This window comes from Streptomyces lydicus (genome assembly GCF_001729485.1).
Taxonomy (GTDB): Bacteria; Actinomycetota; Actinomycetes; order Streptomycetales; family Streptomycetaceae; genus Streptomyces; species Streptomyces lydicus_D.
In genome coordinates, this window is the sequence record NZ_CP017157.1 from 6,581,732 (window position 1) to 6,604,605 (window position 22,874).

Sequence of the window (22,874 nt, forward strand, 5' to 3'; positions counted from 1 at the left end):
GCGCGACGGCCCGGTCGCCGTCACTCATCCGGCCGAACCCACCGCCGCACCGGCCCCGGCGGCCGGCACCGGGTGGGCGGTTTCCCCCGCCTCGGACGCGGCGTCGGCCGCGCGCTCGATCTCGGCCTTGACCATCTTCTCCATCGGCTCGGCGCAGCTGCCCCCGGCGACGATCATCGCCACCAGGATGGCCACCACGCTCAGCACCGTGCCCAGCCAGACCATGGTGTGCACCGGCAGCGTGTAGGCGCCGATGACCTTGAGCACGCACTCGGTCAGCAGCGTGCCGCCCCAGATCGCCGAGAAGCGGCGTTCGGCCCGACGGAACCGCTCGGAGCTCGTCAGCAGCCGGTCCCAGGCCGCGTTCCCGGCCGGGCCGCCCTTGGCCACCCACGGCTTGAGCCCGGCGGTCATCAGCGGCCGGCGGGTCCGCAGCGACAGCAGGATCGCGATCCCGATGGTGCTGCTCACGGCGCTGTCCTTGGCCATCATCAGCCGGGCGTCGCCGGCCACCACGCTCGTCGCCAGGCCGACGACGTTCACGACCAGCATCAGCAGCGCCAGGCCGTTGACGGCGCGGCTGCGCACCAGGCCCCACACCGTGCGCAGCGCCGGTACCACGCTGCTCCAGCCGAGCGCGGCGACCGTGCCGAGGCCGAAGCCGTCACTGAGGACGTAGTACGAGGCGATCGGGACCCCCGCGTCCACGATCAGCGGCACGAGGCTCTGCACGAGCGGGTTGCCCGGTGTGCCCTCGGCGGCGGTCTGGTGCTGGCTCACGGCGTACTCCCCCATGTCGGACGGTGAACTGCTGCGCGGTGTCGGGACTTTCGACCCCTTGAGCTTCGCTCACCGCCCGGCGCGTGGGCAGTTCCGACTGTCCCGCCTTCGCCATGACATTTGTCAGTGCCGAGGTGCCGCGGCGCCGCGAGCGGTTCCGTGCTGCCGAGGCCGGTTGCGGGCGACGCGCAGTGCGTCGCCCAGCGCCTCGGCGAGCCGCCGCGAGAGATAGCGGAACTCGCGGTCCGGCACCTTGCGGTCGGCGTGCATCGCGCGGGCGTGGCGCAGCAGTTCCTCGCCGATGTCCAGCTGCATCTCCTCGATGCCGTCGGCGAGATCGGACACCGGGCCGCCCGCACCGTCCGTGATGAGGAAGCAGGGCCGGTCGTCCGGGGTACTCCAGGGCAGCAGCCGCATCTGCGGTGCGGGGTCTTCGGGGCGTTCGTGTTGTTCGGAAGGTGCGGAAAGTTCGGATCCTGGTGGTTCGTTCATCATGCGGACAAGCGTCTCCGCCCGCGTCTAGCCTGGCCACGGAAACGACGCAACCGTGCGTCACCGCACGGCAACTGTGCGAGGTGTGCGATGCCCCACAACGACGAACCCCCCGTCAGCCTGAGGATCTTCGGGAAGCAGTCCCGGTTCCTGCGCGAGCAACGAGGAATGACGCGCCGCGAACTGGCCGCGCTCGTCCCGTACTCCGAGTCCCTGATCGCGATGGTCGAACGCGGCGAGCGGCCACCGAAGCCGGGTTACGTCGACGCGGTGGACGCCGCCCTCGACGCGGGCGGCGTGCTGCGCGTACTGATCCCCGATGTCGCGGAGAAGCACCATCCGGCGTGGGCGGAGGAGTACGTCAACCTCCAAGCCCAGGCGTTGGCGCTGCACAGCTACTCCACGCACCTGCTGCATGGCCTGTTACAGACCGAGTCATACGCCCGCGCGGTCTTCCGCTCCCTGCGACCCAGCCTGGAGGACGAGGAGATCGAGAATTCCGTTCAGGCCAGGCTGACCACACAGAACCTCCTCCTCCGTAAGCCTTCTTGCCGGATGACCTTCGTCCTGGAGGAGCTCACGCTTCTACGAAAGATCGGTGGACAGGCGATCTGGGAAGAGGAGTTGCGGAAGCTTCTCAAGATCTCCCAGCTGCACAACGTCCAGCTACAGATCATGCCGGTAAGCAGGGAGACCCATGCCGGACTGGATGGTCCGCTCACGTTGCTGGAGACTCCGGCTCACCACACCATCGGCTACGTCGAAGGTCAACGGGGGAGCTACTTCCTGACAGATCCGGACGACGTCAGCGTGCTGAGCCACCGGTACGGAACAATCCGATCGCAGGCCCATGACGCCGAAGCGTCCCGAGCCTTCATTCAGCGTCTGCTGACAGGAGAAGCATCAGCATGAACACCGAACTGGCGTGGTTCAAGAGCAGTTACAGCGGCGGACAGGGCGAAGCCTGCATCGAAGTCGCCGTTGCCTGGCGCAAGTCCAGCTACAGCGGCAGTGAGGGCGAAGCCTGCATCGAGGTCGCTGCCTGCCCCGACACCGTCCACATCCGCGACTCCAAGGACACCTCGCGCCCGTCCATAGCGGTGAGCCCCGCCTCCTGGGCGTCCTTCCTCGCGTACGCGCAGGTCGCACCGGAAGCCGTCTGAGCGGACACCGGTGGGGCGGCACCAGGTGCCGTCCCACCGCCCGCCGGTGACCCGGCCGACTACCCAAGAACCCGGGGAGAGAACCCACCCACCTACCGCCGCCCAACTCCTCACCCCATTGGGTGACTTGGGCGCGAGGGCGTCCGGAATGCGGTTACGCTCGCGGCAGCTCGACCACAACTGCACATGGAACGGCCCTCGGCGGGACGGCAATCCCAACCCGAGGGCCTGATCACAAGGAAGAAAAGGCCTTCCCGATGACTTCAGCGCAGTCTAACGCGCCCTCGGCCGCGCCCTCATGCCCTTCCAGCGGCGTCATTCACATCCGTACCCGCCAGACCTCCCGCTTCACCGTCCTCGCCAACCGCCTTGCGCAGCGGGCCGGTAGCGCGGTCACGGTCGGTGTCGCCGCGTACATCCTGTCGCTCCCCGATGGCGCGCCCGTCACCATCGCCGCCCTGTGCACGCACTTCGCCGAGGGCAAGAAAGTGATCGCCGAGGCGTTACGCGAGCTGGAGGACGAGGGCTGGCTGGAGCGCCGTATCGAGCGCGGACCGGGCGGCCGGATCATCACCCGGACCTTCGCGTACGACCTGCCGGGAGCGGAACCGGAGGAGATCACCAGCGCCCAGGCGGCCGAACCGGACCCCGAGCCGGAACCCGTACCGGCCCCGGCGCCGGAACCCGCCCCCGAAGCCGTCGGCCTCCTCACCCGCCTCCCCCACCGCGACCGCCGGCTGCTCCTCTCAGAGCGGGAGATCACCGCGCTCGCCCCGGCCGTCACGGCGTGGCTCGACCGTGGCGCGCCTCCGCAGGAGATCACCGCCGCCCTGACCGACGGCCTCCCGGCCCGGTTCACCCGCCGCCCGGCCCGCCTCCTCGCCCACCGGCTCGCCGTCCTGCGGCCACCGGCCCGTACGGGCCCGCTCCCACAGCCCGACCGGTCACCGCTCATCCCTCTCCAGAACTGCGACGGCTGCGACCGCGCCTTCCGCGCCGACCGCCCCGGGCACTGCCGGGGCTGCCGCTCTGCCTCGCCGGAGGTGCGGTGTGCCGCATGACACGAACCGCGCCACGGGTGCCGTCAGGATTCCCGGCAGCTGCGGAAGGCGCGCGAGTAGGCTGGGACGCCCGGCAGAGCGAGGAGACGAGTTCCGCATGAGCAGCCAACCAGTGCACAGTGACGGGCCCCTCATGCCGATGCCTGACCTGACCCTCCCCGCCCTTCGCTCGGCAGTCGCCGCCCTGTCCCCCGGCAAGCTGCCGGAGCTGGTCGAGGAGATGCAGCAGGCGTTCGACAGAGCGGGCCAGGACGGCAGCACGGCGCCGATCCGCATGTTCTACCGGCGCTGGGCCATCTTCGTCGCCATCGAGCGTGATCCGGCCAGAGCAGCCCGATTCCACGCGGCGGAGCAAGTGCTGGAGTCCAGCGAGGCCGGAACCGAAAGACAGGCCGCCGTTCGACTGATCGGGAGCATCGTGCGCACCGCGCAGTGTGAGGTCGAGGCGCTGGAGGCCGGGTGAGCACGTGGACGTGGGAGTACGAGCCCGACGACTACGGTGACAGCCTGCCGCCAGCGGTCAGAGCAGAAACCGAACGGATCTGCGCCGAGCTCGCCGTCGTCAACTCGATGGTCTATTTGGAAGGCGCCGCCTACCAAGGGCCGTCGCCGGGGCTTCGGGTCGAGCACGGAAAGACGCCCGGGGGGCGATATCTCATGCTGAGCTATCTCACGGACGTGCGTGGGGAACGCATCGTGGTGGTCAGCGTCTCCTGCCTGTGAACCACGTGGGCTGGGGAAAGCACACCCATGACAGTGCAGAGGGAGAGCCCGGTGCAGACCGAAGAGATGCGGCGATTCGAGGAAATCGACGCGGCGTTTCCGGATTACCACGCGGAAATGATCGACGGAGGCGTCTACCTCAGCACCGTGGTCACCAGTCCGCACGGGAACGTGATTCCCGCCGTCGCGTCGCAGCTCATAGGCGAGTGGTCCGTCATGACCCGCGTGGACACAGTCCACGAAGGGTGGCACGGCAAGACGCTCCTCCGGCCGGATTTCTCCGTGGCCGGCCCTTCCTACCGCGGCACACGGCTCAAGCAGTTCCCCGCCGACGAGGTCATTCTCGTCAGCGAGGTCGTCTCGGAATCCAACCCCGAGAACGACACCGACAAGAAGGTGAAGAAGTACGCCCAGGCGGGAATTCCGTACTACCTCATCGTGAACCCCATAGAGGGCAAGTGCCTGCTCTACTCGCTGCCTGAAGGGGAGCACTACCGCGCGTCGCTGGAGACCGACTTCGGCAAGCCGGTGCCGCTCGGCGAACCGTTCGACCTCGCCCTCGACACCTCGGCGCTCTACACCTACTGAGCGGCGGCCTACGCCCCCGCCGCCACCCGTCGCTGCGTGGTGGCGATCGTCGCCGAGCCGACCACCCGGGTGCCGTCGTAGAGGACGATCGCCTGGCCGGGTGCCACGCCGCGGACGGGCTCGGTGAAGGTCACCAGGAGTTCGCCGTCGTCGGTCAGCTCCGCGGTGACCTCGGTCTCGCCGCCGTGGGCGCGGAGCTGGGCGGTGTAGTCGGCGGGGCCGGCCGTCGGGGGGCGGCCGCACCAGCGGGGGCGGATGGCGGTCAGGGCCGTGACGTCGAGGGACTCGACGGGGCCGACGGTGACGGTGTTGTCCACCGGGGAGATGTCGAGGACGTAGCGCGGCTTGCCGTCGGGGGCCGGGTGGCCGATGCGCAGGCCCTTGCGCTGGCCGATGGTGTAGCCGTACGCGCCCTCGTGCGTGCCGAGGTGGTTGCCGGCCTCGTCGACGATGTCGCCCTGGGCGGTGCCGAGCCGCTTGGCGAGGAAGCCCTGGGTGTCGCCGTCGGCGATGAAGCAGATGTCGTGGCTGTCCGGCTTCTTGGCGACGAACAGGCCACGGCGGGCCGCCTCTTCGCGGATCTCGGCCTTGGTGGTGCGGGTGTCGCCGAGCGGGAACATGGCGTGCGCCAGCTGGCGGTCGTCGAGGACGCCGAGGACGTAGGACTGGTCCTTGGCCATGTCGGTGGCGCGGTGCAGCTCGCGGGTGCCGTCCTCGGTGACGACGACGGTGGCGTAGTGGCCGGTGCACACCGCGTCGAAGCCCAGGGCCAGGGCCTTGTCCAGGAGGGCGGCGAACTTGATCTTCTCGTTGCAGCGCAGGCAGGGGTTCGGGGTGCGCCCGGCCTCGTACTCGGCGATGAAGTCGTCGACGACGTCCTCGCGGAAGCGCTCGGCGAGGTCCCAGACGTAGAACGGGATGCCGATGACGTCGGCGGCGCGCCGGGCGTCGTGCGAGTCCTCGATGGTGCAGCACCCGCGGGCGCCGGTGCGGAACGACTTCGGGTTCTCGGAGAGCGCGAGATGCACACCGGTCACGTCGTGGCCGGCCTCGGCGGCGCGGGCGGCGGCGACGGCGGAGTCGACGCCGCCGGACATGGCGGCGAGTACGCGGAGGCGGCGGGGGGCGTCATCAGTCATAGCCCGTCCAGAGTAGACGGAACCGCCGACAGGTCGGAAAGCGTTATGCAGCGCATGGGGAAGAGGGCTGGGGAAACGGCCGGCGGGGACGGCGGCAGCGGCGAGCCGGAGGGCGCGGCGACGCCCACCCGGCGGCGGGCGCTGTGGGTCGGCGGCGGGCTGCTGGCCGCCGGGGCGGTGGGGCTGGCGGCCCGGGACGAGCTGCGGCACTGGTGGTGGCAGCTGCCGGGGAACGACAAGCCGCGCAAGCCGGGCGAGGTCGACCACCGGGGCGCGCGGTGGGTGGCGGCGTCCCCGGAGAACTACCGGCGGGCGGACCGGCCCGCGGACTACGACGTGGACCGGGTGGTCGTCCATGTCGTCCAGGGCAGCTACGCGAGCGCGCTGCGGGTGTTCAGGGACCCGGCCCACGAGGCCGCCGCCCACTACGTCGTGCGCGCGGACGGGCGGATCGCCCAGGCCGTGCGGGAGCTGGACGTGGCCTTCCACGCGGGCAACCGGGCGTTCAACGAGCGGAGCGTGGGGATCGAGCACGAGGGGTTCGTGGACCGGCCGGAGTCCTTCACGGATGCCATGTACGCGTCGTCCGCGGCGCTGACCGCGGACATCTGCCGGCGGTACGGCTTCCCGGCCGACCGGGAACACGTCGTGGGGCATGTGGAGGTCCCCGGGACGGATCACACCGATCCGGGGCCGCACTGGGACTGGGACCGCTATCTGCGGCTCGTGCGGGCGGAGCTGCGCGGGCCCGGACCGCGGCCCGCGAAGACCTGAGGGGCGCCCCCGGCCGCCGGGCCTTTCGTCTGGATCAGCCATGATCCAAACGGCACCCCCTAGCTCAGGCCGGCGCTGCGTGCCCGTTCCACCACGGGGCCGATGGCCTGCGCCAGCGCGGCGACGTCCTCCGCGGTGGAGGTGTGGCCCAGGGAGAACCGCAGGGTGCCGCGGGCCAGCTCCGGTGTCATGCCGGTCGCGAGCAGGACGTGGCTGGGCTGGGCCACGCCGGCGGTGCAGGCGGAGCCCGTGGAGCAGGCGATGCCCTGGGCGTCCAGGAGGAGCAGCAGGGAGTCGCCCTCGCATCCGGGGAAGGAGAAGTGCGCGTTGGCGGGGAGGCGGCCGGCGGGGTCCGGGTCGCCGCCGAGGACGGCGTCCGGGGCGGCGGCGCGCACCGCCTTGATCAGGTCGTCGCGCAGTGCCCCGATGTCGCGGGCGAAGTCCGCGCGGTGGGCGACGGCGTACCGGCCGGCGGCGGCGAAGGCGGCGATGGCGGGGGTGTCGAGGGTGCCGGAGCGCACGTGCCGCTCCTGGCCGCCGCCGTGCAGCACCGGCACCGGGGCGTACTCGCGGCCGAGCAGCAGCGCGCCGATGCCGTAGGGACCGCCGATCTTGTGGCCGGAGACGGTCATCGCGGCGAGCCCGGAGGCGGCGAAGTCGACCTCCAGTTGGCCGACCGCCTGCACCGCGTCGGCGTGCAGCGGGATCTCGAACTCCGCGGCCACGTCGGCGAGTTCACGGACCGGCTGGACGGTGCCGATCTCGTTGTTGGCCCACATGACGGTGGCCAGCGCGACATCGGCGGGGTTGCGGGCGATGGCCTCGCGCAGCGCGTCGGCGTGCACCCGGCCGTATGTGTCGACGGGCAGCCAGTCGACGCGGGCGCCCTCCTGCTCGGCGAGCCACTCCACGGCGTCGAGGACGGCGTGGTGCTCGACGGGGCTGGCCAGCACGCGGGTCCGGGCCGGGTCGGCCGCCCGGCGCGCCCAGTACAGGCCCTTGACCGCGAGGTTGTCCGCCTCGGTGCCGCCCGCCGTGAAGACGATCTCGCTCGGGCGCGCGCCGAGCGAGGCGGCGAGGGACTCGCGTGCCTCCTCGACGGTGCGCCGGGCCCGCCGGCCGTCGGCGTGCAGGGAGGACGCATTGCCGGTGACGGTCAGCTGGGCGGTCATCGCCTGCACCGCCTCCGGGAGCATCGGGGTGGTGGCGGCGTGGTCGAGGTAAACCATGGTGCGCACGATTCTACGAGCTGCCCCGACGGAGGCCCGGGGCGCGTCCTGGGCGCGCGGGAGCACCGGGACGCATCGCACCTCTCGACACCCGCTGTAAGGAGTCACTAGCCTTACGGTCATGACCTCATGGCAGCTGGCGCGCACGTTCCGCACCACCTCGGGCGACGAGGTGCGATGGGCCGCCCTCGGGGAGGAGCGCGCCGGGGCGCCGGCCGTGGTGCTGCTGCACGGGACGCCGTTCTCCTCGTACGTGTGGCGGGGCGTCGCCCGCGCCCTGGCCGCGCGGCACCGGGTGTTCGTCTGGGACATGCCGGGCTACGGCGCCTCGGAGCAGCGGGACGGACAGGACGTCTCACTCGGCGCGCAGGCCCGGGTGTTCCGGGAGCTGCTCGGGCACTGGGAACTGACCGGCGAGGCGGCTCCGGCCGTCGTGGCGCACGACTTCGGCGGCTGCGTGGCGCTGCGCGCCCATCTGCTGCACGGCGCGCGCTACGCGCGCCTGGCGCTGGTCGACCCGGTGGCGCTGGCGCCCTGGGGCTCGCCCACGTACCGGCTGCTGGGCGCGCACCCCGACGTCTTCGGACAGCTGCCGTCCGCGCTCCACCGGGCGCTGGTGCGCGAGTACCTCTCCTCCGCGAGCCGGCCTGGGCTGCGTCCGGAGGTGCTCGACCGGCTGGCCGAGCCCTGGTGCACCGAGGCGGGGCAGCCGGCGTTCTACCGGCAGATCCAGCAGAACGACCAGCGGTTCACGGACGAGATCGAGGGGCGCTACGGCGAGCTCGGACTGCCGACGCTGATCTGCTGGGGCGCACAGGACAGCTGGATCCCGGTGGCGAAGGGACACGAGCTGGCCGCCCGGATTCCCGGCGCACAGCTGCGGCTGATCGAGGGCGCCGGGCATCTCGTGCAGGAGGACGCGCCCGCGGAACTCACCGCGGCGCTGGCGGAGTTCCTGCGGGCGGACGGTTAGGGGACGGCACGCGCGACGCCCCCGCGGGCCCGGGCGGGTCCGCCCGTCGCGTCACCCTTCCAGCAGTGCCCGGGCCAACTGGCGCGACTGGGCGACGAGTCGGTCCTGGCTGTCCCAGACCTCCGCGTCCTCCTCCAGGAAACCGCCCGCCAGGTTGCGGGTGGTGATGGCGACGCGCAGCGGTCCGGGTGCCGGGCGGTGGCGGACGTGGACGGTCAGTTCGACGGTGGGGACCCAGCCGGACAGGCCGATGTCGAAGGCGGTGGGCGGCAGCGCGTCGACGGTCAGCAGCAGCGAGAGCGGGTCGGGGTCGCGGCCGTCGGCGAGGCCGAACCACGCGCGCATCTCGCCCTTGCCGGACGGGGCGCCGACGGCCCAGCCGGCGGTCGCCGGGTCCAGGCGGAGCGCGAGCCGGTCGGCGATGGCGGTGCTGCCGGGGATGGCGGGGCGCCCGCCGGGGGCGGAGTCGGCGCCCAGGCAGTGCTCGTACGGGGGGATGGCGGGCGGCTTGGCGGTGGTGCGGACGTCGTCGGGCAGCGCGTCGAGGTCACCGTAGGTGGCGAGCACCCGGAGCCGTTCGACCTCCGTGCCGTCCTCGGCGAACTGGATGAGGCGGGCGGTGCCGGTGGACATCGTGCGGCCGCTGCGGACCACTTCGGTGCGGACGACCGCGGGACCCGGTACGGAGGCGGTGAGGTAGTGCGCGCTCACCGAGAGCGGGTCGGGGTGCGGGAGGGCGTCGGCCAGGGCGCGGCCCATCACCGCGAGGAGGTAGCCGCCGTTGACCGCCTGGATGATCGTCCAGCCCGCGGACAGGTGGGTGTCGTAGACGCCGGGGGCGCTGCGGGTGACCGCCGTGTCGCGGTCGAACTCACTGTTGCCAAGGGTCGCCAGAGCCATGGGTTGCACGCTACACCGGATAGTTACCGACCGGTAGTGTCAATTTTGACGACCGCGGGCGGAAGCGTTCCCTCCGGCCCTGCGATGATGGGCGCCATGCTTCACGTGCTCTACCTGTTCGGCGTCGCGGCCTTCGCGGCGAGCGGGGTGCTCGCCGCCTACCGCGCCAACATGGACCCCTTCGGCGGTCTGGTGCTCGCGTTCGCCGCGTCCATCTCCGGCGGCACGCTGCGCGATCTCATCCTCGACCGCCGGCCGCTGTACTGGACGCACGACTGGGTGCTGCTGACCGTGATCATCTGCGTCGGCGTGGGCACCATGATCTATCTGCGGTTCTGGCAACTGCCGCACAAGTCGCTGCTGGTGGTCGACGCGGTCGGCCTGTCCGTCGTGACGGTGATCGGCGCCCGCGCCGCCATCGAGGCGGGCGCCACCCCGCTCGCCGTGATCATCCTGGCGGTGCTGACCGGGGTCGCCGGCGAGGTGATCCGCGACGTGCTGTGCGGGGAGTTCCCGCCGCTGCTGCTGCGCGAGGACGTCTACGCCATCGCCGCGCTGGCCGGCGGCTGCTGCTACCTGCTGCTGCACCACCTCGGCGTGGGCCCCACCCCCGCCGCGGTCGTGTCGGCGGGAGTGGTCTTCGCCCTCCGCATGGGCGCGGTCTATCTGGGCCTCCATCTGCCGCGCCCCCAGCACCTGCGCCCCCGTCCGGGCCGCGGCGGCACCGGCTGACCCGTGCGCCGCGCCCCGGACCCCGTGCGGGGCGGCGTTACTTCCCCGGCAGCGCGGGCCGGCCCGAGGTGTTCAGCCAGGTCGTGAAGAGATCGCCCAGCTTCTGCCCGGAGATCTTCTCGGCGAGCGCGATGAACTGCGAGGTCTCCGCGTTGCCGTAGCGGTGGGCGGCGGTCCAGGCCGGCAGCAGCTTGAAGAACGCCTTGTCGCCGATCCGCTCGCGCAGCGCCTGCAGCGTCATCGCACCGCGCTCGTAGACCGCGCCGGAGAACATCGTGTCCCGCTGCGGATCGGCGATCTTCTGCTGCCAGAAGGCGTCGCCCGCCGGGATCGAGTCGTACGTCTTGCGGAACGCGTCATGGGCGGTGGCGGTGCCGCGGTGCTCGGCCCACAGCCACTGCGCGTAGGTGGCGAACCCCTCGTTCAGCCAGATGTTCTTCCACTGCTTGACGGAGACCGAGTCGCCGAACCACTGGTGGGCCAGCTCGTGGACGATGGTGCTCTCGCTGCGCACGGCCGAGTAGACGGGCTTGGACTGCACCTCCAGGGAGAACCCGGCCTGCGGCATGTCGTCGACGATCGCCCCGGTCTCCTCGAAGGGGTAGGGACCGAAGACCTTCGACCAGTAGTCGGTGGCCTCGGCGGTGATGCCGTAGACGTCGACCTTGCCGGTGGGCAGCGTCGGGTCGGTGGCGACGTAGATCGGGACCCCACCGGGGGTGGTGCCCGTGCGGACGTCGAACTTCCCGATGGTCGCGGTGGCCAGATAGGTCGCCATCGGACGGGACTCGCGCCAGTGCGCGTACGAGCGGCCGCGCGCCTCCCCGGAGCTGATCAGGCGCCCGTTGGAGACCCCGGTCAGGCCCTTGGGCGCGTCGATGCGGATGTCGTAGGTGGCCTTGTCGCCGGGGTGGTCGCTGGAGGGGAACCACGTCGAGGCGGCGTTCGGCTCGCAGGCGACGAAGACGCCGTCCTTGGTCTTCATCCAGCCGTAGTCGGAGCCGAAGACGATCGGCCCGCTCAGCGGCTTGGGGACGCCGTGGTAGGCGACGGTGACGGTGAACTTCGCCCCGCGGTGCAGCGGGAAGCCGGGGCGCACGGCTATCTCGTCGCCGGATCTGGTGAAGCGCGCGCGGTGGCCGTTCACCCGGACCGAGTCGACCGTCAGCTTCTGGAGGTCGAGGTCGAAGCCGGAGAGGTTCTGGGTGGCTCGGGCGGTGAGCGTGGTGCGGCCGTCGAGCCGCCCGCTGTCGGGCTGGTAGCTGACCCCGAGGTCGTAGTGCAGGGCGTCGAAGCCGCCGTTGCCCAGTTCGGGGAAGTACGGGTCACCGGCCCCCGGGGCGCCGGGAGTCGGGGCGGGCGCGGCGGACGCGACCGGCGCGGCCGCGAGGGTGGCGGCCGACGCGACCGCGGTGGCCAGCGCGAGCCAGCGGGAGGTACGACGTACGGAACGGGAGAGTGCCATGAGCCATCCCTTCGGACACGGATGAGGAACGATCAAAGATCGAACAACCGTGCTGACTCTGCACTCTCCCGCTCCGTTTCACCCACGACTTTGCCAAGTCGTCAGGTGTTACTGATCACTTGATGCCTGACCGTCGGCGGCCTGCGTCCCCGCCGCGGCCGGCTCCCCGGCGTTCTCCGGGTGGTGGCAGGCCACCTGGTGCCCGGTCCGCAGCGCGACCAGCGGCGGCTCGGTGGTGGTGCACACCTCGGTCGCCTTCCAGCAGCGGGTGCGGAACCGGCAGCCGGAGGGCGGGTTGATCGGCGAGGGCACATCGCCCTTGAGCAGGATCCGGTCCCGCTGGGTGCGCCGCTTGGGGTCGGGCACCGGCACCGCGGACAGCAGCGCCTTGGTGTACGGGTGCATCGGGTTCTCGTAGAGCGCCGTGCGGTCCGCCAGCTCCACGATCTTGCCGAGGTACATCACCGCGATCCGGTCCGAGACGTGCCGGATGACCGAGAGGTCGTGGGCGATGATGACGTACGTCAGGCCCAGCTCCTCCTGGAGGTCGTCCATCAGGTTGACGACCTGCGCCTGGATGGAGACGTCCAACGCCGAGACCGGCTCGTCGGCGACCACCAGCTTGGGCTTGAGCGCCAGCGCGCGGGCGATGCCGATGCGCTGCCGCTGGCCGCCGGAGAACTCGTGCGGATAGCGGTTGTAGTGCTCGGGGCTCAGGCCCACCAGCTCCAGCAGCCGCTGCACCTCCTTCTTCACCCCGCCCTCGGGCTCGACGCCCTGGAGGCGGAAGGGGGTGGAGACGATGCCGCCGATGGTGTGCCGCGGGTTCAGCGAACCGTACGGGTCCTGGAAGATCATCTGCACGTCGCGGCGCATCGGCCGCAGCCTGCCCGTCGACAGATGGGTGATGTCGGTGCCCTGGAACTCGATGGAGCCGCCGGTCGGCTCGTCGAGCCGGGTGATCAGCCGGCCCATCGTCGACTTGCCGCAGCCGGACTCCCCGACGACGCCGAGTGTCTCCCCGGGCCGTACGTCGAAGTCGATGCCGTCGACCGCCTGCACCGCGCCGACCTGCCGCTTGAGCAGGCCCTTGGTGATCGGGAAGTGCCTGACCAGCCCGCGGACCCTGAGCAGCGGCTCGGCGTCGGCGGCCGGACCGGGCCGGGTGTCCGCCGACTTCTGGAGCGGGATCTTGTTGTTCGGGTCGTCAGTCGTCTCGGTCACAGCTTCGGCGCAATCTCTTCGGTCCAGATACGCTCCCGCTCCTCCGGCGCCATGTGGCAGGCGGAGTAGTGGCCGCCGCCGGCCTCGCGCAGCTCGGGGCGGACCGTACGGGTGAGGTTGTCCTTGGGCACGTCCGCGTACGGGCAGCGCGGGTTGAAGGCACACCCGGACGGGACGTTGATCAGGCTGGGCGGGGAGCCCTTGACCGGGATCAGCCGCTCGGTCTGGTCGCGGTCGATCCGCGGCATGGAACCGAGCAGGCCCCAGGTGTAGGGGTGCTGGGGCTCGTAGAAGACCTTCTCGGCCGGGCCGCGCTCGACGCACCGCCCGCCGTACATCACCAGCAGGTCGTCGGCGAGCTCGGCGACCACCCCGAGGTCGTGGGTGATGACGATGACCGCCGAGCCGAACTCCTTCTGCAGATCGCGGATCAGGTCCAGGATCTGCGCCTGGACGGTGACGTCCAGGGCCGTGGTCGGCTCGTCGGCGATCAGCAGCTCGGGGTTGTTGACCAGCGCCATCGCGATCATGGCGCGCTGCCGCATACCGCCGGAGAACTGGTGCGGATGGTCGTCGACCCGCTTGTCGGGCTGCGGGATGCCGACCCGGTCGAGCATCTCGATCGCCCGCTTGCGCGCGGTCTTCTTGTCGACGTCGTTGTGGACCCGGTACGCCTCCACGATCTGGCTGCCGACCGAGTAGAAGGGGTGCAGCGCGGACAGCGGATCCTGGAAGATCATCGCCATCCGCCGGCCGCGCAGCCGGCGCACCTCGTCCGGATCGGCGGAGACCAGCTCCTTGCCGTCCAGCAGGATCTCGCCGGACATCCGGACCTTGCTGCGCTGCTGGCGCGAGGCGCGGTGCAGGCCCATCACGGCGAGCGAGGTCACGGACTTGCCGGAGCCGGACTCGCCGACGATGCCGAGCGTCTTGCCCTTCTCCAGGCTGAAGGTCAGCCCGTCGACGGACTTGACCAGGCCGTCGTCGGTGGGGAAGTGGACCTTGAGGTCGCGCACCTGGAGGAAGGCGTCCCCCTTCGGTGCCGCCTCGGTGGTGGCCGCGGCGGACCCGGCCGCGGCGCTCTGGGACGGTGCTGCGGTCCTGTCCTCGGAGGAGTCGGTCACGAGAGCCTCACCCGCGGGTCTACGGCGGCGTACAGAACGTCCACCACCAGGTTGCACATGACGATGAAGAACGCGGCGAGCAGGGTGACGCCGAGAATGTTCGGAAGGTCGTTGGCATTGATCGCCTCGACGGCGAAGGCGCCGACTCCCTTGAGCGAGAAGACCTGTTCGGTGATGAGCGCACCGCCCAGCAGCAGGCCCAGGTCCATGCCGAAGACCGTGATGATCGGGGTGAGCGCGGCACGCAGACCGTGCCGGACGACCACCTTGCGCTCCCGCAGGCCCTTGGCGCGGGCGGTGCGGATGTAGTCCTCGCTCAGCGTCTCCAGCATGCCCGCCCGGGTGAGCCGGGCGTACAGCGCGGAGTAGAGGAAGGCCAGGGTGACCCAGGGCAGCACCAGGGTGCGCGCCCACAGGAACGGATCCTCCATCAGCGGTACGTAGTCGCTGCGTTCGAAGATCGGCCACTGGTAGGTGAACAGGGCCAGCGCCAGGGCGCCGGTGAAGAACATCGGGAGGGAGACGCCGGCCAGCGCGACGCCCATCGCCAGCCGGTCGAAGATCGAGCCGGGGCGCAGCGCGGACAGGACGCCGGTGGCGACACCAGAGACGACCCACAGCACGGCCGCGCCGGCGGCCAGCGAGAGGGTCACCGGCAGCCGGGACTGGATCTCCGGCCAGACCTCGATGTGGGTCTTGAAGGAGTAACCGAAGCACGGCACATGGCACTTGGCCGCTTCCGGGCCGAACTTGTAGTCGACGCCGACGAAGATGCCCTTGAGGAAGTCCCAGTACTGCTCGTACACGGGCTTGTCCAGGCCGAGGTTCTTCTTCACCGCGGCGATGTCCGCGGGCGTGGGGGCCTTTCCGATGTACTGCTGCGCAAGCTGGTCGGTGCTCTGCCCGGCCAGCTTCGGCAGCAGGAAGAAGATGCCGAACGTGACCGCGCTGACGATCAGCAGCAGGATCAGTGCGCTGATCAATCTGCGGATGAGGTACGAGAACACGGGGATGCGGCGTCGGCGCCGCGGGCCGGCCGGAACCGGCCCGCGGACACCAATGCCTTCACCTGCCTTCCAGGGCTGCTACTTCTTGACGCCGATGTTGAGGTAGTCGTACTGACCGCTGAAGGCCGAGGTGGACACCAGGTTGGTGGCCTTGGGCGAGCGGTACATCAGGACCTTGAAGTAGGTGAGCGGGACCAGCGCCGCCTGCTCCATCGTCTTCTTGTCGATCTCGGCGTACGCCTTCTCGCGGGCCGACTTGTCGGTGTTGGCGATGGAGGTTTCGAGCAGCTTGTTGATCTCCGGGTCGTCCAGCTCGGAGAGGTTGGTGTTGCCGGACTTGCTGATCGCCTTGCCGTTGAGGATCTGCTGGAGGTAGCCGTAGCCGGTCGGGAAGTCCGAACCCCACTGCATCATCATCAGGCCGACGTTGTTCTTCTTGTTGAACGACGGCACACCGGCGTAGTCCGAGAAGTACTTGCTGGTCGGGTACTGCTGGAGCTTGGCGGTGATGCCGATCTTCTTCAGCGAGTCGATGACCGAGGTGGCCGCATCGACCTCGTCCTGGCGGTCGCTGCGGGCCAGGATGGTGGTCGTGGCCTTGCCGGCACCGCACTTGCCCCAGTACTCCTTGGCCTTGGCCAGGTCCAGCTTGTCGCCGTCGTACTTCTGCGGGTACAGGTCGTACTTCTGGTAGCCCTCGATGTCGGTCGGCAGGACCGTGGACGCCAGCTCACCGCGGATCGGGCCGCCGAGCGCGGTCTGCACGGCCTTCTTGTCGATGGCGTACTCGACGGCCTGCCGGCACTCCAGCTTGTCGAACGGCTTCACCTTGGTGTTGATCGCCGTGTAGACGAGGCGCTGGCCGAGCGCGTTGTCGGTGTTGGCCTTCGCCTTGGAGTCCGTCAGCAGCTGGGCCTGCGTCTGGCCGTCCACGCCACGACCGGCCAGGTCGACCAGGGTGTTGCCGGACTGCAGGTCCTTGTCGATGGTCGACTGGGCGACCTTCAGGTTCAGCACGATCTTGTCGGGCAGCTGCTTGCGCAGCGGGTCGGTCTTCGCCGACCACTGCGGGTTGCGGACCAGGGTGAGGCTCTTGCCCTCCTGGTAGCTCTGGTACTTGTACGAGCCGGTGGACAGCACGGACTTGGTGTAGTCCGCGCCCTTGTCCTTCGCCTGCGGGACCGGAGCGGTCTGCGGCGCGCTGACCAGGTAGTCGAACTCGGCGAACGGCTTCTTCAGGTGGAAGACCACCGTCTGGTCGTCGGGCGTCTCGATGGACTTCAGGCCGGCCTTGCTCTTGTCCTTGTACGGACCCTTGTAGCCGCCGTCGTTGTCCACGAGGAACTGCTGGAAGTAGTTCGGGCCCAGCGAGAGGGTGTCGCGGGCGAAGTTGGAGCGCTCCACCGCGTACTTGACGTCCTGCGAGGTGACGGTCGAGCCGTCCTCGTACTTGACGCCCTTGCGGATCTTGTACGTCCACGTCTTGCCGCCGTCGCTGGGCTTGCCCATCGACTCGGCGAGGTCCGGCACCAGCTCGTTGCCCTTCGAGCCGGGGCCCGGCTTGAAGGTGGTGAGCGGGCGCGCGTACAGCCGGCTGAAGTTGTAGATGAAGGCGTAGTACGTGTTGCCGGGGTCGAACGACTCGGGGGCGTCGCTGAGCGCGTAGGTGACCGTGCCGCCCTTCGCGTCCGAGGCGTTGACGACGCCCTTCGTCGCGGCGTTCGCCTCCGCCGAGCCGTCCGAGGAGCTCTTGCCCCCGCTGCAGCCGGCCAGCACGAGGCCCGCACTGGTGATGGCCGCTATCGCCGCGACCGGAACTGACCTTCGCATGTTGGTCGGTCTCCCCTTCGTTCGTCGAAACTCAAAAAGGCACAACGTCAAACGCGGTTGAGGCTTCTGGACGCAGCCCGTCCGGCGGGCCGTCAGCGGCTGCGCGGGTCCAGGGCGTCCCTCAGACCGTCACCGAGCAGGTTGAAGGCCAGCACGGTGACGAAGATCGCGAGGCCGGGGACGATCATGTACTGGGGGTCGACCTCGTAGTACTTGACCGCCTGGTTGAGCATGCCGCCCCAGGACGCCTGGGGCGGCTGGATGCCGACGCCCAGGAAGCTCAGCGCCGCCTCGAAGAGGATGTTGGAGGGGATCAGCAGCGTCGAGTAGACGATGACCGGTCCCACCAGGTTGGGCAGCAGTTCGCGGAACAGGATGAACGGCCCGCGCGCCCCCATGCCACGCGCGGCGTCCACGAATTCGCGCTCGCGCAGCGACAGGGTCTGCGCCCGCACGATCCGTCCCATGTACGGCCAGTTGAAGAAGCCGATCACGAAGATCAGCACCGAGATGTGCAGCGGCAGGCCCTCCATGCCGAAGGCGCCGCCCTGCAGCGAGGCGGAGATGGCGATGGCGAACAGCAGCAGCGGGAACGCCAGGAAGACGTCCATCATGCGGCTGATGAAGGCGTCCACCCGGCCGCGGTAGAAGCCGGCGACCACCCCGAGGACGGTGCCGATGGCGACCGACAGCAGCGTCGCGCCGAAGGCCACGATCAGCGACACCCAGGAGCCCTCCAGGATCCGGGCGAGCAGATCGCGGCCGAACTTCGGGTCCACGCCGAGCGGGTGGTCCGCGCTCATCCCGCCGAAGTCGCCCTTGGGAAGGGTGGTGTTGGGGTCGATCAGCGACTGGTCGGGGTTGTTCGGGTCCAGGCCGAGCAGTGCCTGGAGGGGGCGGGAGAACGCGGCGACGGCCACCAGCAGGATGACAACGATGGCACCGGCCACCGCGACCTTGTCCCGCCGGAAGCGCAGCCATGCGATCTGCCCGAGCGAGCGTCCTTCGATGCGCTTGCTCTCCACGCCTTTGAGCACCGCTTCCGGCTGCGCCTCAGCAGCCGCCCCGGTGGTCTCGATCGGTGCGGTCACGGTGCCTTTGACCCCTCTCGGCCGACGGTGGCCGGCCCCTGCCCGCCGCGGTAGCGGCCTGATTCACATCACTGGTGCACGTGCAAGTTCGGTGCAAGGTTGGTGCAAGTCGGTGCAAGTCCCGGGAGCGCCGCGGAAGTTCGCGCTGCGGAAGCCGGGGGTTCATGCGAGGTCCTACGGGATGACGCTCGTACAAAGGACCGAGGCCCTGTTGGTTCCGGAGTCTTCATCCCCTTCGCGATCAGTCACCAGACCTGGCCGAGAAAGGATGCATAACTGTGATGTGCTCCACCGCTTTCCGTTATACGGACAGCAGTTCGGGCTGAGCGGGGCGAAGGGCCGCGGGAGAAGACCTCAACCGCGGTGCATACAGGGCGAATTCGGCCCGTACCTCCGCCGGAGCGCACTGCTCCGGCGGGCGGGGGTGCGCCGTCAGTAGGGGCGCGGGTAGCCGTAGCCGTACGAGGGCGCGGGCGGCTGCTGTCCGGCCGGCTGGGTATAGCCGTCGCGGTCGAAGAACGCGCGCGTCGAGGCCCGCATCCACATCCCGACGGGGTCGTACTCGTCGTTCATCGCGACCGTGGAGACCGGCAGGCCGTCCGGCACCGCGCCGATGGACTGCTGGATCATCAGCCGCGCCGCGTCCACCGCCTGCGGGCCGGTGTCGTACAGATCCAGACCGATCGCCAGATACGGGGCACCGAGCGCCGGTTGCACCCAGGCGCGGCGCAGCGACCGCACGGCGGGCGTGCGGTGGGCGTTCTGCGCGAGCAGGGCGTAGAACTGCGGGATGTCGATGACCGGTTCCGAGATCCGCAGCGGCCCGGCCGGCAGCCGGTCCAGGCCGCCGGCGATCCGGCGCAGGTCGAGCCAGGGGATGCCGACGCCGCCGCCGGGGGCATGCGGATTCAGCCACAGGCCCCAGCGGTCGGGGAAGAGCGAACCGGCGATCTCCAGGCCGCCGACGACCTCGTGGTCGCGGTTCCAGCCGGAGGCGGCGAGTTCGGGCGCCGAGGTCACGCACGGCGCGTAGCCGAGCCCGTCGACCTCCATGTTCCCGTACTGCGCGTCCGGTGAACCGGCCCGGCCGTGCCAGAGCAGCATCCAGACCTGGCCCGCGGCGAGCGCGTGCAGCACCGCCTCATAGGCGTCGTAACGGCCGGGCGAGACCTGCGCCAGCAGCTGCTCCAGCTGCCCGGCCGCCGCCGGCCCCTGATGCGCACCCGCGCTCACGTGGTCCGTCCCTTCTCTCGGCAGGGCACGTGTGGGTGCGCCCGCGCGTCATCCAACCAGCTTACGAGTGGTCCCGAGAGTAGAAGGGCCGCACGCGCTCCAGCAGCCAGTCGGCGACCGGGTCGCCCTGGGCGAGATCGAGCATCACCAGCTGCACGGGCCAGGGCACCGGCACCGCGCCGAGCGCACGTCCCAGGGCCGCGAGCGCCACCTCGCGGGCGGCGCCGTCCTGCAGCGCGGCCGGGGCCGCCTCGACCTGAACACCCACGAACAGCGCGGGCGTGTCGCCCTCGACACTAGCCAGGGCACGCCGGGCAGTCAGGACAATTCCGGCGCCGGAGAACTCCAGTCCGGCCGCGGCCAGGAAGTCCACCGGCTCGTCCTGCCAGTCCGGCTCGAACAGCCGCACCCGGCCGCCGCTCGGCATCCCCTCCACCTCGTGCCGCCCCGTCCGGCACAACGCGGCCACCGCGAGCGGCGGCAGCGGGACACCGACCGTGCCGTCGGGGTTGACCACGATCCCGACCTGCGGCGGCAGCCCGCGGGCGAACTCCTGCGCCGGGGCGACGGTGAAGGGCATGTGCGCGCCGACGACGCGGAGGAACTCCTGCTCGGAGCTGTAGACGGGGACGTAGGGCGCGCCGCCGATGTCGACGGTGGGCAGGTCGAGCCCGCGGGCTCCGGGCCCCGCGCTGTCCGGTCCGCCGCCGTTGGGCAGCGGCACCCACAGCCGGCTGCGGCCCAGGACCTCGACGATCCGACCGCCCGCGCCCGGATGGCCGACCGACGCGGCCAGCACCTCTTCGCACTCGTTCGCCGGCCACGCCAGCTGCGGTATCCCCTGCTCCGGAAAGTTCATCTGCACCCACCCGCTCCAAACCGCGCCTTCTGCCGCACGACCCTAGACGAGAAAGCACGAGGTGGGACCTACCGGGGCAGCGCGCACCGCGGCCGGAAGCGGCGCTCCGCTCAGTGGAAGCCGAGGGTCTCCAGCGCGCTCGCGGCCGGCCGGTCCAGCAGCACCGCCGAACCGAACCCCGCGGGCAGCCCGGCCGACTCCGCCGCGCCGATCAGCCGGCCCACCGCCCTGCGGTGCCGGGCGAAGGCGTACCCCGACACACCGCGCCCGCGTGCCTCCTGGCCGGCGCGGGCCACCTCCGGCTCCACGTCCAGCAGCACCAGGTGCAGCCCGCGGCCGCCGCGCACGGCCGACCGCGCGATCCAGCGGCGCACCCACGCCAGCGTCCCGCAGTCGTGCACCACCACGCTGTCGCCGGAGCGCAGCGCCCGGCCCAGCGCCCAGTAGTGCGCGGCCCGCACCAGCGGGCGGTACAGGCCGTACGGCAGCCGGCGCAGCCTGCCGCGCTCCCAGCGCTCGCGCACGTCCTGCGAGTCGATGCGGTGCACCGCGGCTCCGCGCGCGTCCAGCGGCGGTACGACGCGGTGCATCAGGGTGCTCTTGCCGCTGCCCGGCAGGCCGGAGACCACGACCAGGTCACCGGCCGGGAACCGCAGCTCGGCGGCGTCCCGGACGCGGCCCGCGCCGCGCAGGTCGACGAGCCGCACGCCGCGACCGGGCCGGAGCGCGGAGCGCCGCCGGCCGGTCCGGGGCGGGGCGGCGGGGGCCACCGCCGGCGCGGTGTCCGGGGGCACGACCCCTGAAGTGGCCGCGAGTGCCGCTTCGCTGTGCACCGTGATCGCCTCCCCGTCCGGTTCCGGTCCGACCCGAGTCCGTCCCTTACCCGCAGAGTGTCAAGAAAAGGTAATGACCAGCAAGGCGATTGCCCGATCTGCCCACGTCATGGACGGGGTGGCGGTCAGGGCTCCTCCATTCGGCGATCCCGTGCAATGATGTGGCCGCCACGTGCACATCCGGTTTCACCCGTGCACCGCCAATTCCATACCGGCCGCTTGAATCCGCGCGGGAGAGTCCCCGGCCGCCACGGCGGGGCGCCGAAGGAGCAAGTCCTCCCTTGAATCTCTCAGGCCCCTATACCGCGCGGGCGAGGCAGATCTGAAAAGCGAGCCACTGCCCGGTTGCAGGGGCGGCTCCACCCAAGGTGCAAACCGGGTCCGTTCGCGGTATCCCGGTGAACCTCTCAGGTTCCGATGACAGATGGGGAGAGACGTCCTGTCACCCCTGCCTGGGAGCCCAGAACCATGAGTGATGCCCCCCGCCGCACCGCGCTCGACGCCACCCATCGCGCGCTCGGCGCGACCATGACCGACTTCGCCGGCTGGGACATGCCGCTGCGCTACAGCAGCGAGCGGGACGAGCACGTCGCCGTCCGCACCCGTGCCGGTCTGTTCGACCTCTCCCACATGGGCGAGATCACCGTCACCGGCCCGCGCGCCGCCGACCTGCTCGACTACGCGCTGGTCGGCAACATCGGCGGCGTCAAGACGGGCCGCGCCCGGTACACCATGATCTGTGAGGCCGAGGGCGGCATCCTCGACGACCTGATCGTCTACCGGCTGGCCGACGAGGAGTACATGGTCGTCGCCAACGCCTCCAACGCCCAGGTGGTGCTGGACGCGCTGACCGACCGCGCCGCCGGTTTCGACGCCGTGGTCCGCGACGACCGGGACGCCTACGCGCTGATCGCGGTGCAGGGCCCGGAGTCCCCCGGCATCCTCAAGTCGGTGACGGACGCCGATCTGGACGGCCTGAAGTACTACGCGGGCCTGCCCGGCACGGTCGCCGGCGTCGACGCGCTGATCGCCCGTACCGGCTACACCGGCGAGGACGGCTTCGAGCTCTTCGTCCGGCCGGCGGACGCGGTCACCCTGTGGGAGGCGCTGACCGAGGCCGGCAAGGACGCCGGGCTGGTGCCCTGCGGGCTGTCCTGCCGCGACACGCTGCGCCTGGAGGCCGGCATGCCGCTGTACGGGCACGAGCTGACCACCGCGACCACGCCGTTCGACGCGGGCCTGGGCCGGGTCGTGAAGTTCGAGAAGACGACCAACGACGGTGACTTCGTGGGCCGCGCCGCGCTGACCGCGGCCGCCGAGCGCGCGGAGACGAACCCGCCGCGCAAGCTGGTCGGCCTGGTGGCCGAGGGCCGCCGGGTACCGCGCGCCGGATACCCGGTCACCGCCGCGGACGGCACGGTCATCGGCGAGGTGACCTCCGGTGCGCCCTCCCCCACGCTCGGCAAGCCGATCGCCATCGCCTACGTGGACGCGGCCTACGCCACTCCGGGCACCGAGGGTGTCCGCGTGGACATCCGTGGAAGCCATGAGCCGTACGAGGTCGTCGCGCTGCCCTTCTACAAGCGGCAGAAGTAACGGCTGCTCGTCCGCGGACCGGCACCGGCGCGCCCCGCGCGTCCCACCACAAGACCCG

24 protein-coding genes and 2 riboswitches are annotated in these 22,874 nt (G+C 70.8%); of the genes, 10 read left to right on the forward strand and 14 right to left on the reverse strand.

All coding sequences use genetic code 11. The annotated features are described in order from the left end of the window. Positions 1-24 precede the first annotated feature (24 nt). The gene (locus tag SL103_RS28440) at positions 25-780 is read right to left on the reverse strand and encodes a VC0807 family protein (protein WP_244304068.1); all 756 of its coding nucleotides are present in this window, start codon (positions 778-780) and stop codon (positions 25-27) included. Positions 781-903: 123 nt separating this feature from the next. Further along, positions 904-1,275 carry a hypothetical protein gene (locus tag SL103_RS28445; protein WP_069571790.1) on the reverse strand — a complete coding sequence of 124 codons (372 nt, stop codon included), beginning with the start codon at positions 1,273-1,275 and terminating at the stop codon, positions 904-906. 87 nt (positions 1,276-1,362) lie between these two features. On the opposite strand from SL103_RS28445, the gene SL103_RS28450 reads away from it, so the two are divergent. From SL103_RS28450 to SL103_RS28475, 6 genes are all read left to right on the forward strand, one after another. Beyond that, positions 1,363-2,184: a helix-turn-helix domain-containing protein gene (locus SL103_RS28450; protein ID WP_069571792.1), complete on the forward strand. Its 822-nt coding sequence runs from the start codon at positions 1,363-1,365 to the stop codon at positions 2,182-2,184. Next, positions 2,181-2,435, forward strand: a complete 255-nt coding sequence (locus SL103_RS28455) for a DUF397 domain-containing protein (RefSeq protein WP_069571794.1) — start codon at positions 2,181-2,183, stop codon at positions 2,433-2,435. Before SL103_RS28450 ends, SL103_RS28455 begins: the two co-directional genes overlap by 4 nt. 257 nt (positions 2,436-2,692) lie before the next feature. Beyond that, positions 2,693-3,496 (forward strand): hypothetical protein, encoded by an 804-nt coding sequence (locus SL103_RS28460; RefSeq protein WP_069571796.1) that lies wholly within the window; start codon positions 2,693-2,695, stop codon positions 3,494-3,496. A gap of 97 nt (positions 3,497-3,593) precedes the next feature. After that, a complete protein-coding gene (locus SL103_RS28465) occupies positions 3,594-3,959 on the forward strand; it encodes a hypothetical protein (protein ID WP_069571797.1) in 366 nt (121 codons plus the stop codon). Then, positions 3,956-4,219, forward strand: a complete 264-nt coding sequence (locus SL103_RS28470) for a hypothetical protein (RefSeq protein WP_069571799.1) — start codon at positions 3,956-3,958, stop codon at positions 4,217-4,219. The genes SL103_RS28465 and SL103_RS28470 overlap by 4 nt, the downstream gene beginning before the upstream one ends. 27 nt (positions 4,220-4,246) lie before the next feature. Beyond that, positions 4,247-4,807 carry a Uma2 family endonuclease gene (locus SL103_RS28475; protein ID WP_079146029.1) on the forward strand — a complete coding sequence of 187 codons (561 nt, stop codon included), beginning with the start codon at positions 4,247-4,249 and terminating at the stop codon, positions 4,805-4,807. An 8-nt stretch (positions 4,808-4,815) separates the two neighbouring features. Here the strand turns inward: SL103_RS28475 and mnmA are convergent, their stop codons facing one another. Next, on the reverse strand, positions 4,816-5,946 hold the full coding sequence (gene mnmA, locus SL103_RS28480; protein ID WP_069571803.1) for a tRNA 2-thiouridine(34) synthase MnmA: 1,131 nt from the start codon (positions 5,944-5,946) through the stop codon (positions 4,816-4,818). A gap of 45 nt (positions 5,947-5,991) precedes the next feature. Here mnmA and SL103_RS28485 point away from each other — a divergent pair, with 45 nt between their 5' ends. Next, positions 5,992-6,720: an N-acetylmuramoyl-L-alanine amidase gene (locus SL103_RS28485; protein ID WP_099055467.1), complete on the forward strand. Its 729-nt coding sequence runs from the start codon at positions 5,992-5,994 to the stop codon at positions 6,718-6,720. A 59-nt stretch (positions 6,721-6,779) separates the two neighbouring features. Here SL103_RS28485 and SL103_RS28490 read toward each other — a convergent pair whose 3' ends face one another. Continuing rightward, entirely contained in the window at positions 6,780-7,949 is a 1,170-nt protein-coding gene (locus tag SL103_RS28490) for a cysteine desulfurase family protein (RefSeq protein ID WP_069571807.1), read from the reverse strand. 121 nt (positions 7,950-8,070) lie between these two features. Here SL103_RS28490 and SL103_RS28495 point away from each other — a divergent pair, with 121 nt between their 5' ends. Continuing rightward, positions 8,071-8,922: an alpha/beta fold hydrolase gene (locus tag SL103_RS28495; RefSeq protein WP_069571808.1), complete on the forward strand. Its 852-nt coding sequence runs from the start codon at positions 8,071-8,073 to the stop codon at positions 8,920-8,922. Positions 8,923-8,973: 51 nt separating this feature from the next. Here the strand turns inward: SL103_RS28495 and SL103_RS28500 are convergent, their stop codons facing one another. Then, positions 8,974-9,822, reverse strand: a complete 849-nt coding sequence (locus SL103_RS28500) for a thioesterase family protein (protein ID WP_069571810.1) — start codon at positions 9,820-9,822, stop codon at positions 8,974-8,976. A 96-nt stretch (positions 9,823-9,918) separates the two neighbouring features. Here SL103_RS28500 and SL103_RS28505 point away from each other — a divergent pair, with 96 nt between their 5' ends. After that, the gene (locus SL103_RS28505) at positions 9,919-10,554 is read left to right on the forward strand and encodes a trimeric intracellular cation channel family protein (protein ID WP_164492906.1); all 636 of its coding nucleotides are present in this window, start codon (positions 9,919-9,921) and stop codon (positions 10,552-10,554) included. 37 nt (positions 10,555-10,591) lie between these two features. Here the strand turns inward: SL103_RS28505 and SL103_RS28510 are convergent, their stop codons facing one another. From SL103_RS28510 to SL103_RS28550, 9 genes are all read right to left on the reverse strand, one after another. Next, positions 10,592-12,019 carry a M1 family metallopeptidase gene (locus SL103_RS28510; RefSeq protein ID WP_069571813.1) on the reverse strand — a complete coding sequence of 476 codons (1,428 nt, stop codon included), beginning with the start codon at positions 12,017-12,019 and terminating at the stop codon, positions 10,592-10,594. Between the two features lie 108 nt (positions 12,020-12,127). Continuing rightward, the gene (locus tag SL103_RS28515) at positions 12,128-13,210 is read right to left on the reverse strand and encodes an ABC transporter ATP-binding protein (RefSeq protein WP_069574198.1); all 1,083 of its coding nucleotides are present in this window, start codon (positions 13,208-13,210) and stop codon (positions 12,128-12,130) included. A gap of 29 nt (positions 13,211-13,239) precedes the next feature. Next, on the reverse strand, positions 13,240-14,367 hold the full coding sequence (locus tag SL103_RS28520) for an ABC transporter ATP-binding protein (RefSeq protein WP_069571814.1): 1,128 nt from the start codon (positions 14,365-14,367) through the stop codon (positions 13,240-13,242). Continuing rightward, positions 14,364-15,374 carry an ABC transporter permease gene (locus SL103_RS28525; protein ID WP_069571815.1) on the reverse strand — a complete coding sequence of 337 codons (1,011 nt, stop codon included), beginning with the start codon at positions 15,372-15,374 and terminating at the stop codon, positions 14,364-14,366. The genes SL103_RS28520 and SL103_RS28525 overlap by 4 nt, the downstream gene beginning before the upstream one ends. Before the next feature lie 78 nt (positions 15,375-15,452). Further along, on the reverse strand, positions 15,453-17,204 hold the full coding sequence (locus tag SL103_RS28530; protein WP_069571817.1) for an ABC transporter substrate-binding protein: 1,752 nt from the start codon (positions 17,202-17,204) through the stop codon (positions 15,453-15,455). A 92-nt stretch (positions 17,205-17,296) separates the two neighbouring features. Next, positions 17,297-18,295: an ABC transporter permease gene (locus SL103_RS28535; RefSeq protein WP_069571819.1), complete on the reverse strand. Its 999-nt coding sequence runs from the start codon at positions 18,293-18,295 to the stop codon at positions 17,297-17,299. A 432-nt stretch (positions 18,296-18,727) separates the two neighbouring features. Further along, positions 18,728-19,528, reverse strand: coding sequence for an enhanced serine sensitivity protein SseB C-terminal domain-containing protein (locus SL103_RS28540; RefSeq protein ID WP_069571821.1), 801 nt, complete (start codon positions 19,526-19,528; stop codon positions 18,728-18,730). A gap of 61 nt (positions 19,529-19,589) precedes the next feature. Continuing rightward, positions 19,590-20,387, reverse strand: coding sequence for an enhanced serine sensitivity protein SseB (locus SL103_RS28545; RefSeq protein WP_069574200.1), 798 nt, complete (start codon positions 20,385-20,387; stop codon positions 19,590-19,592). A gap of 110 nt (positions 20,388-20,497) precedes the next feature. Further along, entirely contained in the window at positions 20,498-21,226 is a 729-nt protein-coding gene (locus SL103_RS28550) for an AAA family ATPase (protein WP_079146030.1), read from the reverse strand. A gap of 214 nt (positions 21,227-21,440) precedes the next feature. Next, positions 21,441-21,536, forward strand: a riboswitch (glycine riboswitch). After that, positions 21,537-21,654, forward strand: a riboswitch (glycine riboswitch). A 34-nt stretch (positions 21,655-21,688) separates the two neighbouring features. Between SL103_RS28550 and gcvT the strand changes: the two genes are divergently transcribed. After that, complete coding sequence (gene gcvT / locus SL103_RS28555; protein ID WP_069571825.1) at positions 21,689-22,816, forward strand: glycine cleavage system aminomethyltransferase GcvT; 1,128 nt, start codon at positions 21,689-21,691, stop codon at positions 22,814-22,816. Positions 22,817-22,874: the final 58 nt, after the last annotated feature.

Coding starts and splice junctions, on each gene's coding strand:
- SL103_RS28445 (WP_069571790.1), bottom strand. CDS start 1,275: ATGATGAACGAACCACCAGGATCCGAACTTTCCGCACCTTCCGAACAA.
- SL103_RS28450 (WP_069571792.1), top strand. CDS start 1,363: ATGCCCCACAACGACGAACCCCCCGTCAGCCTGAGGATCTTCGGGAAG.
- SL103_RS28455 (WP_069571794.1), top strand. CDS start 2,181: ATGAACACCGAACTGGCGTGGTTCAAGAGCAGTTACAGCGGCGGACAG.
- SL103_RS28460 (WP_069571796.1), top strand. CDS start 2,693: ATGACTTCAGCGCAGTCTAACGCGCCCTCGGCCGCGCCCTCATGCCCT.
- SL103_RS28465 (WP_069571797.1), top strand. CDS start 3,594: ATGAGCAGCCAACCAGTGCACAGTGACGGGCCCCTCATGCCGATGCCT.
- SL103_RS28475 (WP_079146029.1), top strand. CDS start 4,247: ATGACAGTGCAGAGGGAGAGCCCGGTGCAGACCGAAGAGATGCGGCGA.
- mnmA (WP_069571803.1), bottom strand. CDS start 5,946: ATGACTGATGACGCCCCCCGCCGCCTCCGCGTACTCGCCGCCATGTCC.
- SL103_RS28485 (WP_099055467.1), top strand. CDS start 5,992: ATGCAGCGCATGGGGAAGAGGGCTGGGGAAACGGCCGGCGGGGACGGC.
- SL103_RS28490 (WP_069571807.1), bottom strand. CDS start 7,949: ATGGTTTACCTCGACCACGCCGCCACCACCCCGATGCTCCCGGAGGCG.
- SL103_RS28495 (WP_069571808.1), top strand. CDS start 8,071: ATGACCTCATGGCAGCTGGCGCGCACGTTCCGCACCACCTCGGGCGAC.
- SL103_RS28500 (WP_069571810.1), bottom strand. CDS start 9,822: ATGGCTCTGGCGACCCTTGGCAACAGTGAGTTCGACCGCGACACGGCG.
- SL103_RS28505 (WP_164492906.1), top strand. CDS start 9,919: ATGCTTCACGTGCTCTACCTGTTCGGCGTCGCGGCCTTCGCGGCGAGC.
- SL103_RS28510 (WP_069571813.1), bottom strand. CDS start 12,019: ATGGCACTCTCCCGTTCCGTACGTCGTACCTCCCGCTGGCTCGCGCTG.
- SL103_RS28530 (WP_069571817.1), bottom strand. CDS start 17,204: ATGCGAAGGTCAGTTCCGGTCGCGGCGATAGCGGCCATCACCAGTGCG.
- SL103_RS28545 (WP_069574200.1), bottom strand. CDS start 20,387: ATGAACTTTCCGGAGCAGGGGATACCGCAGCTGGCGTGGCCGGCGAAC.
- gcvT (WP_069571825.1), top strand. CDS start 21,689: ATGAGTGATGCCCCCCGCCGCACCGCGCTCGACGCCACCCATCGCGCG.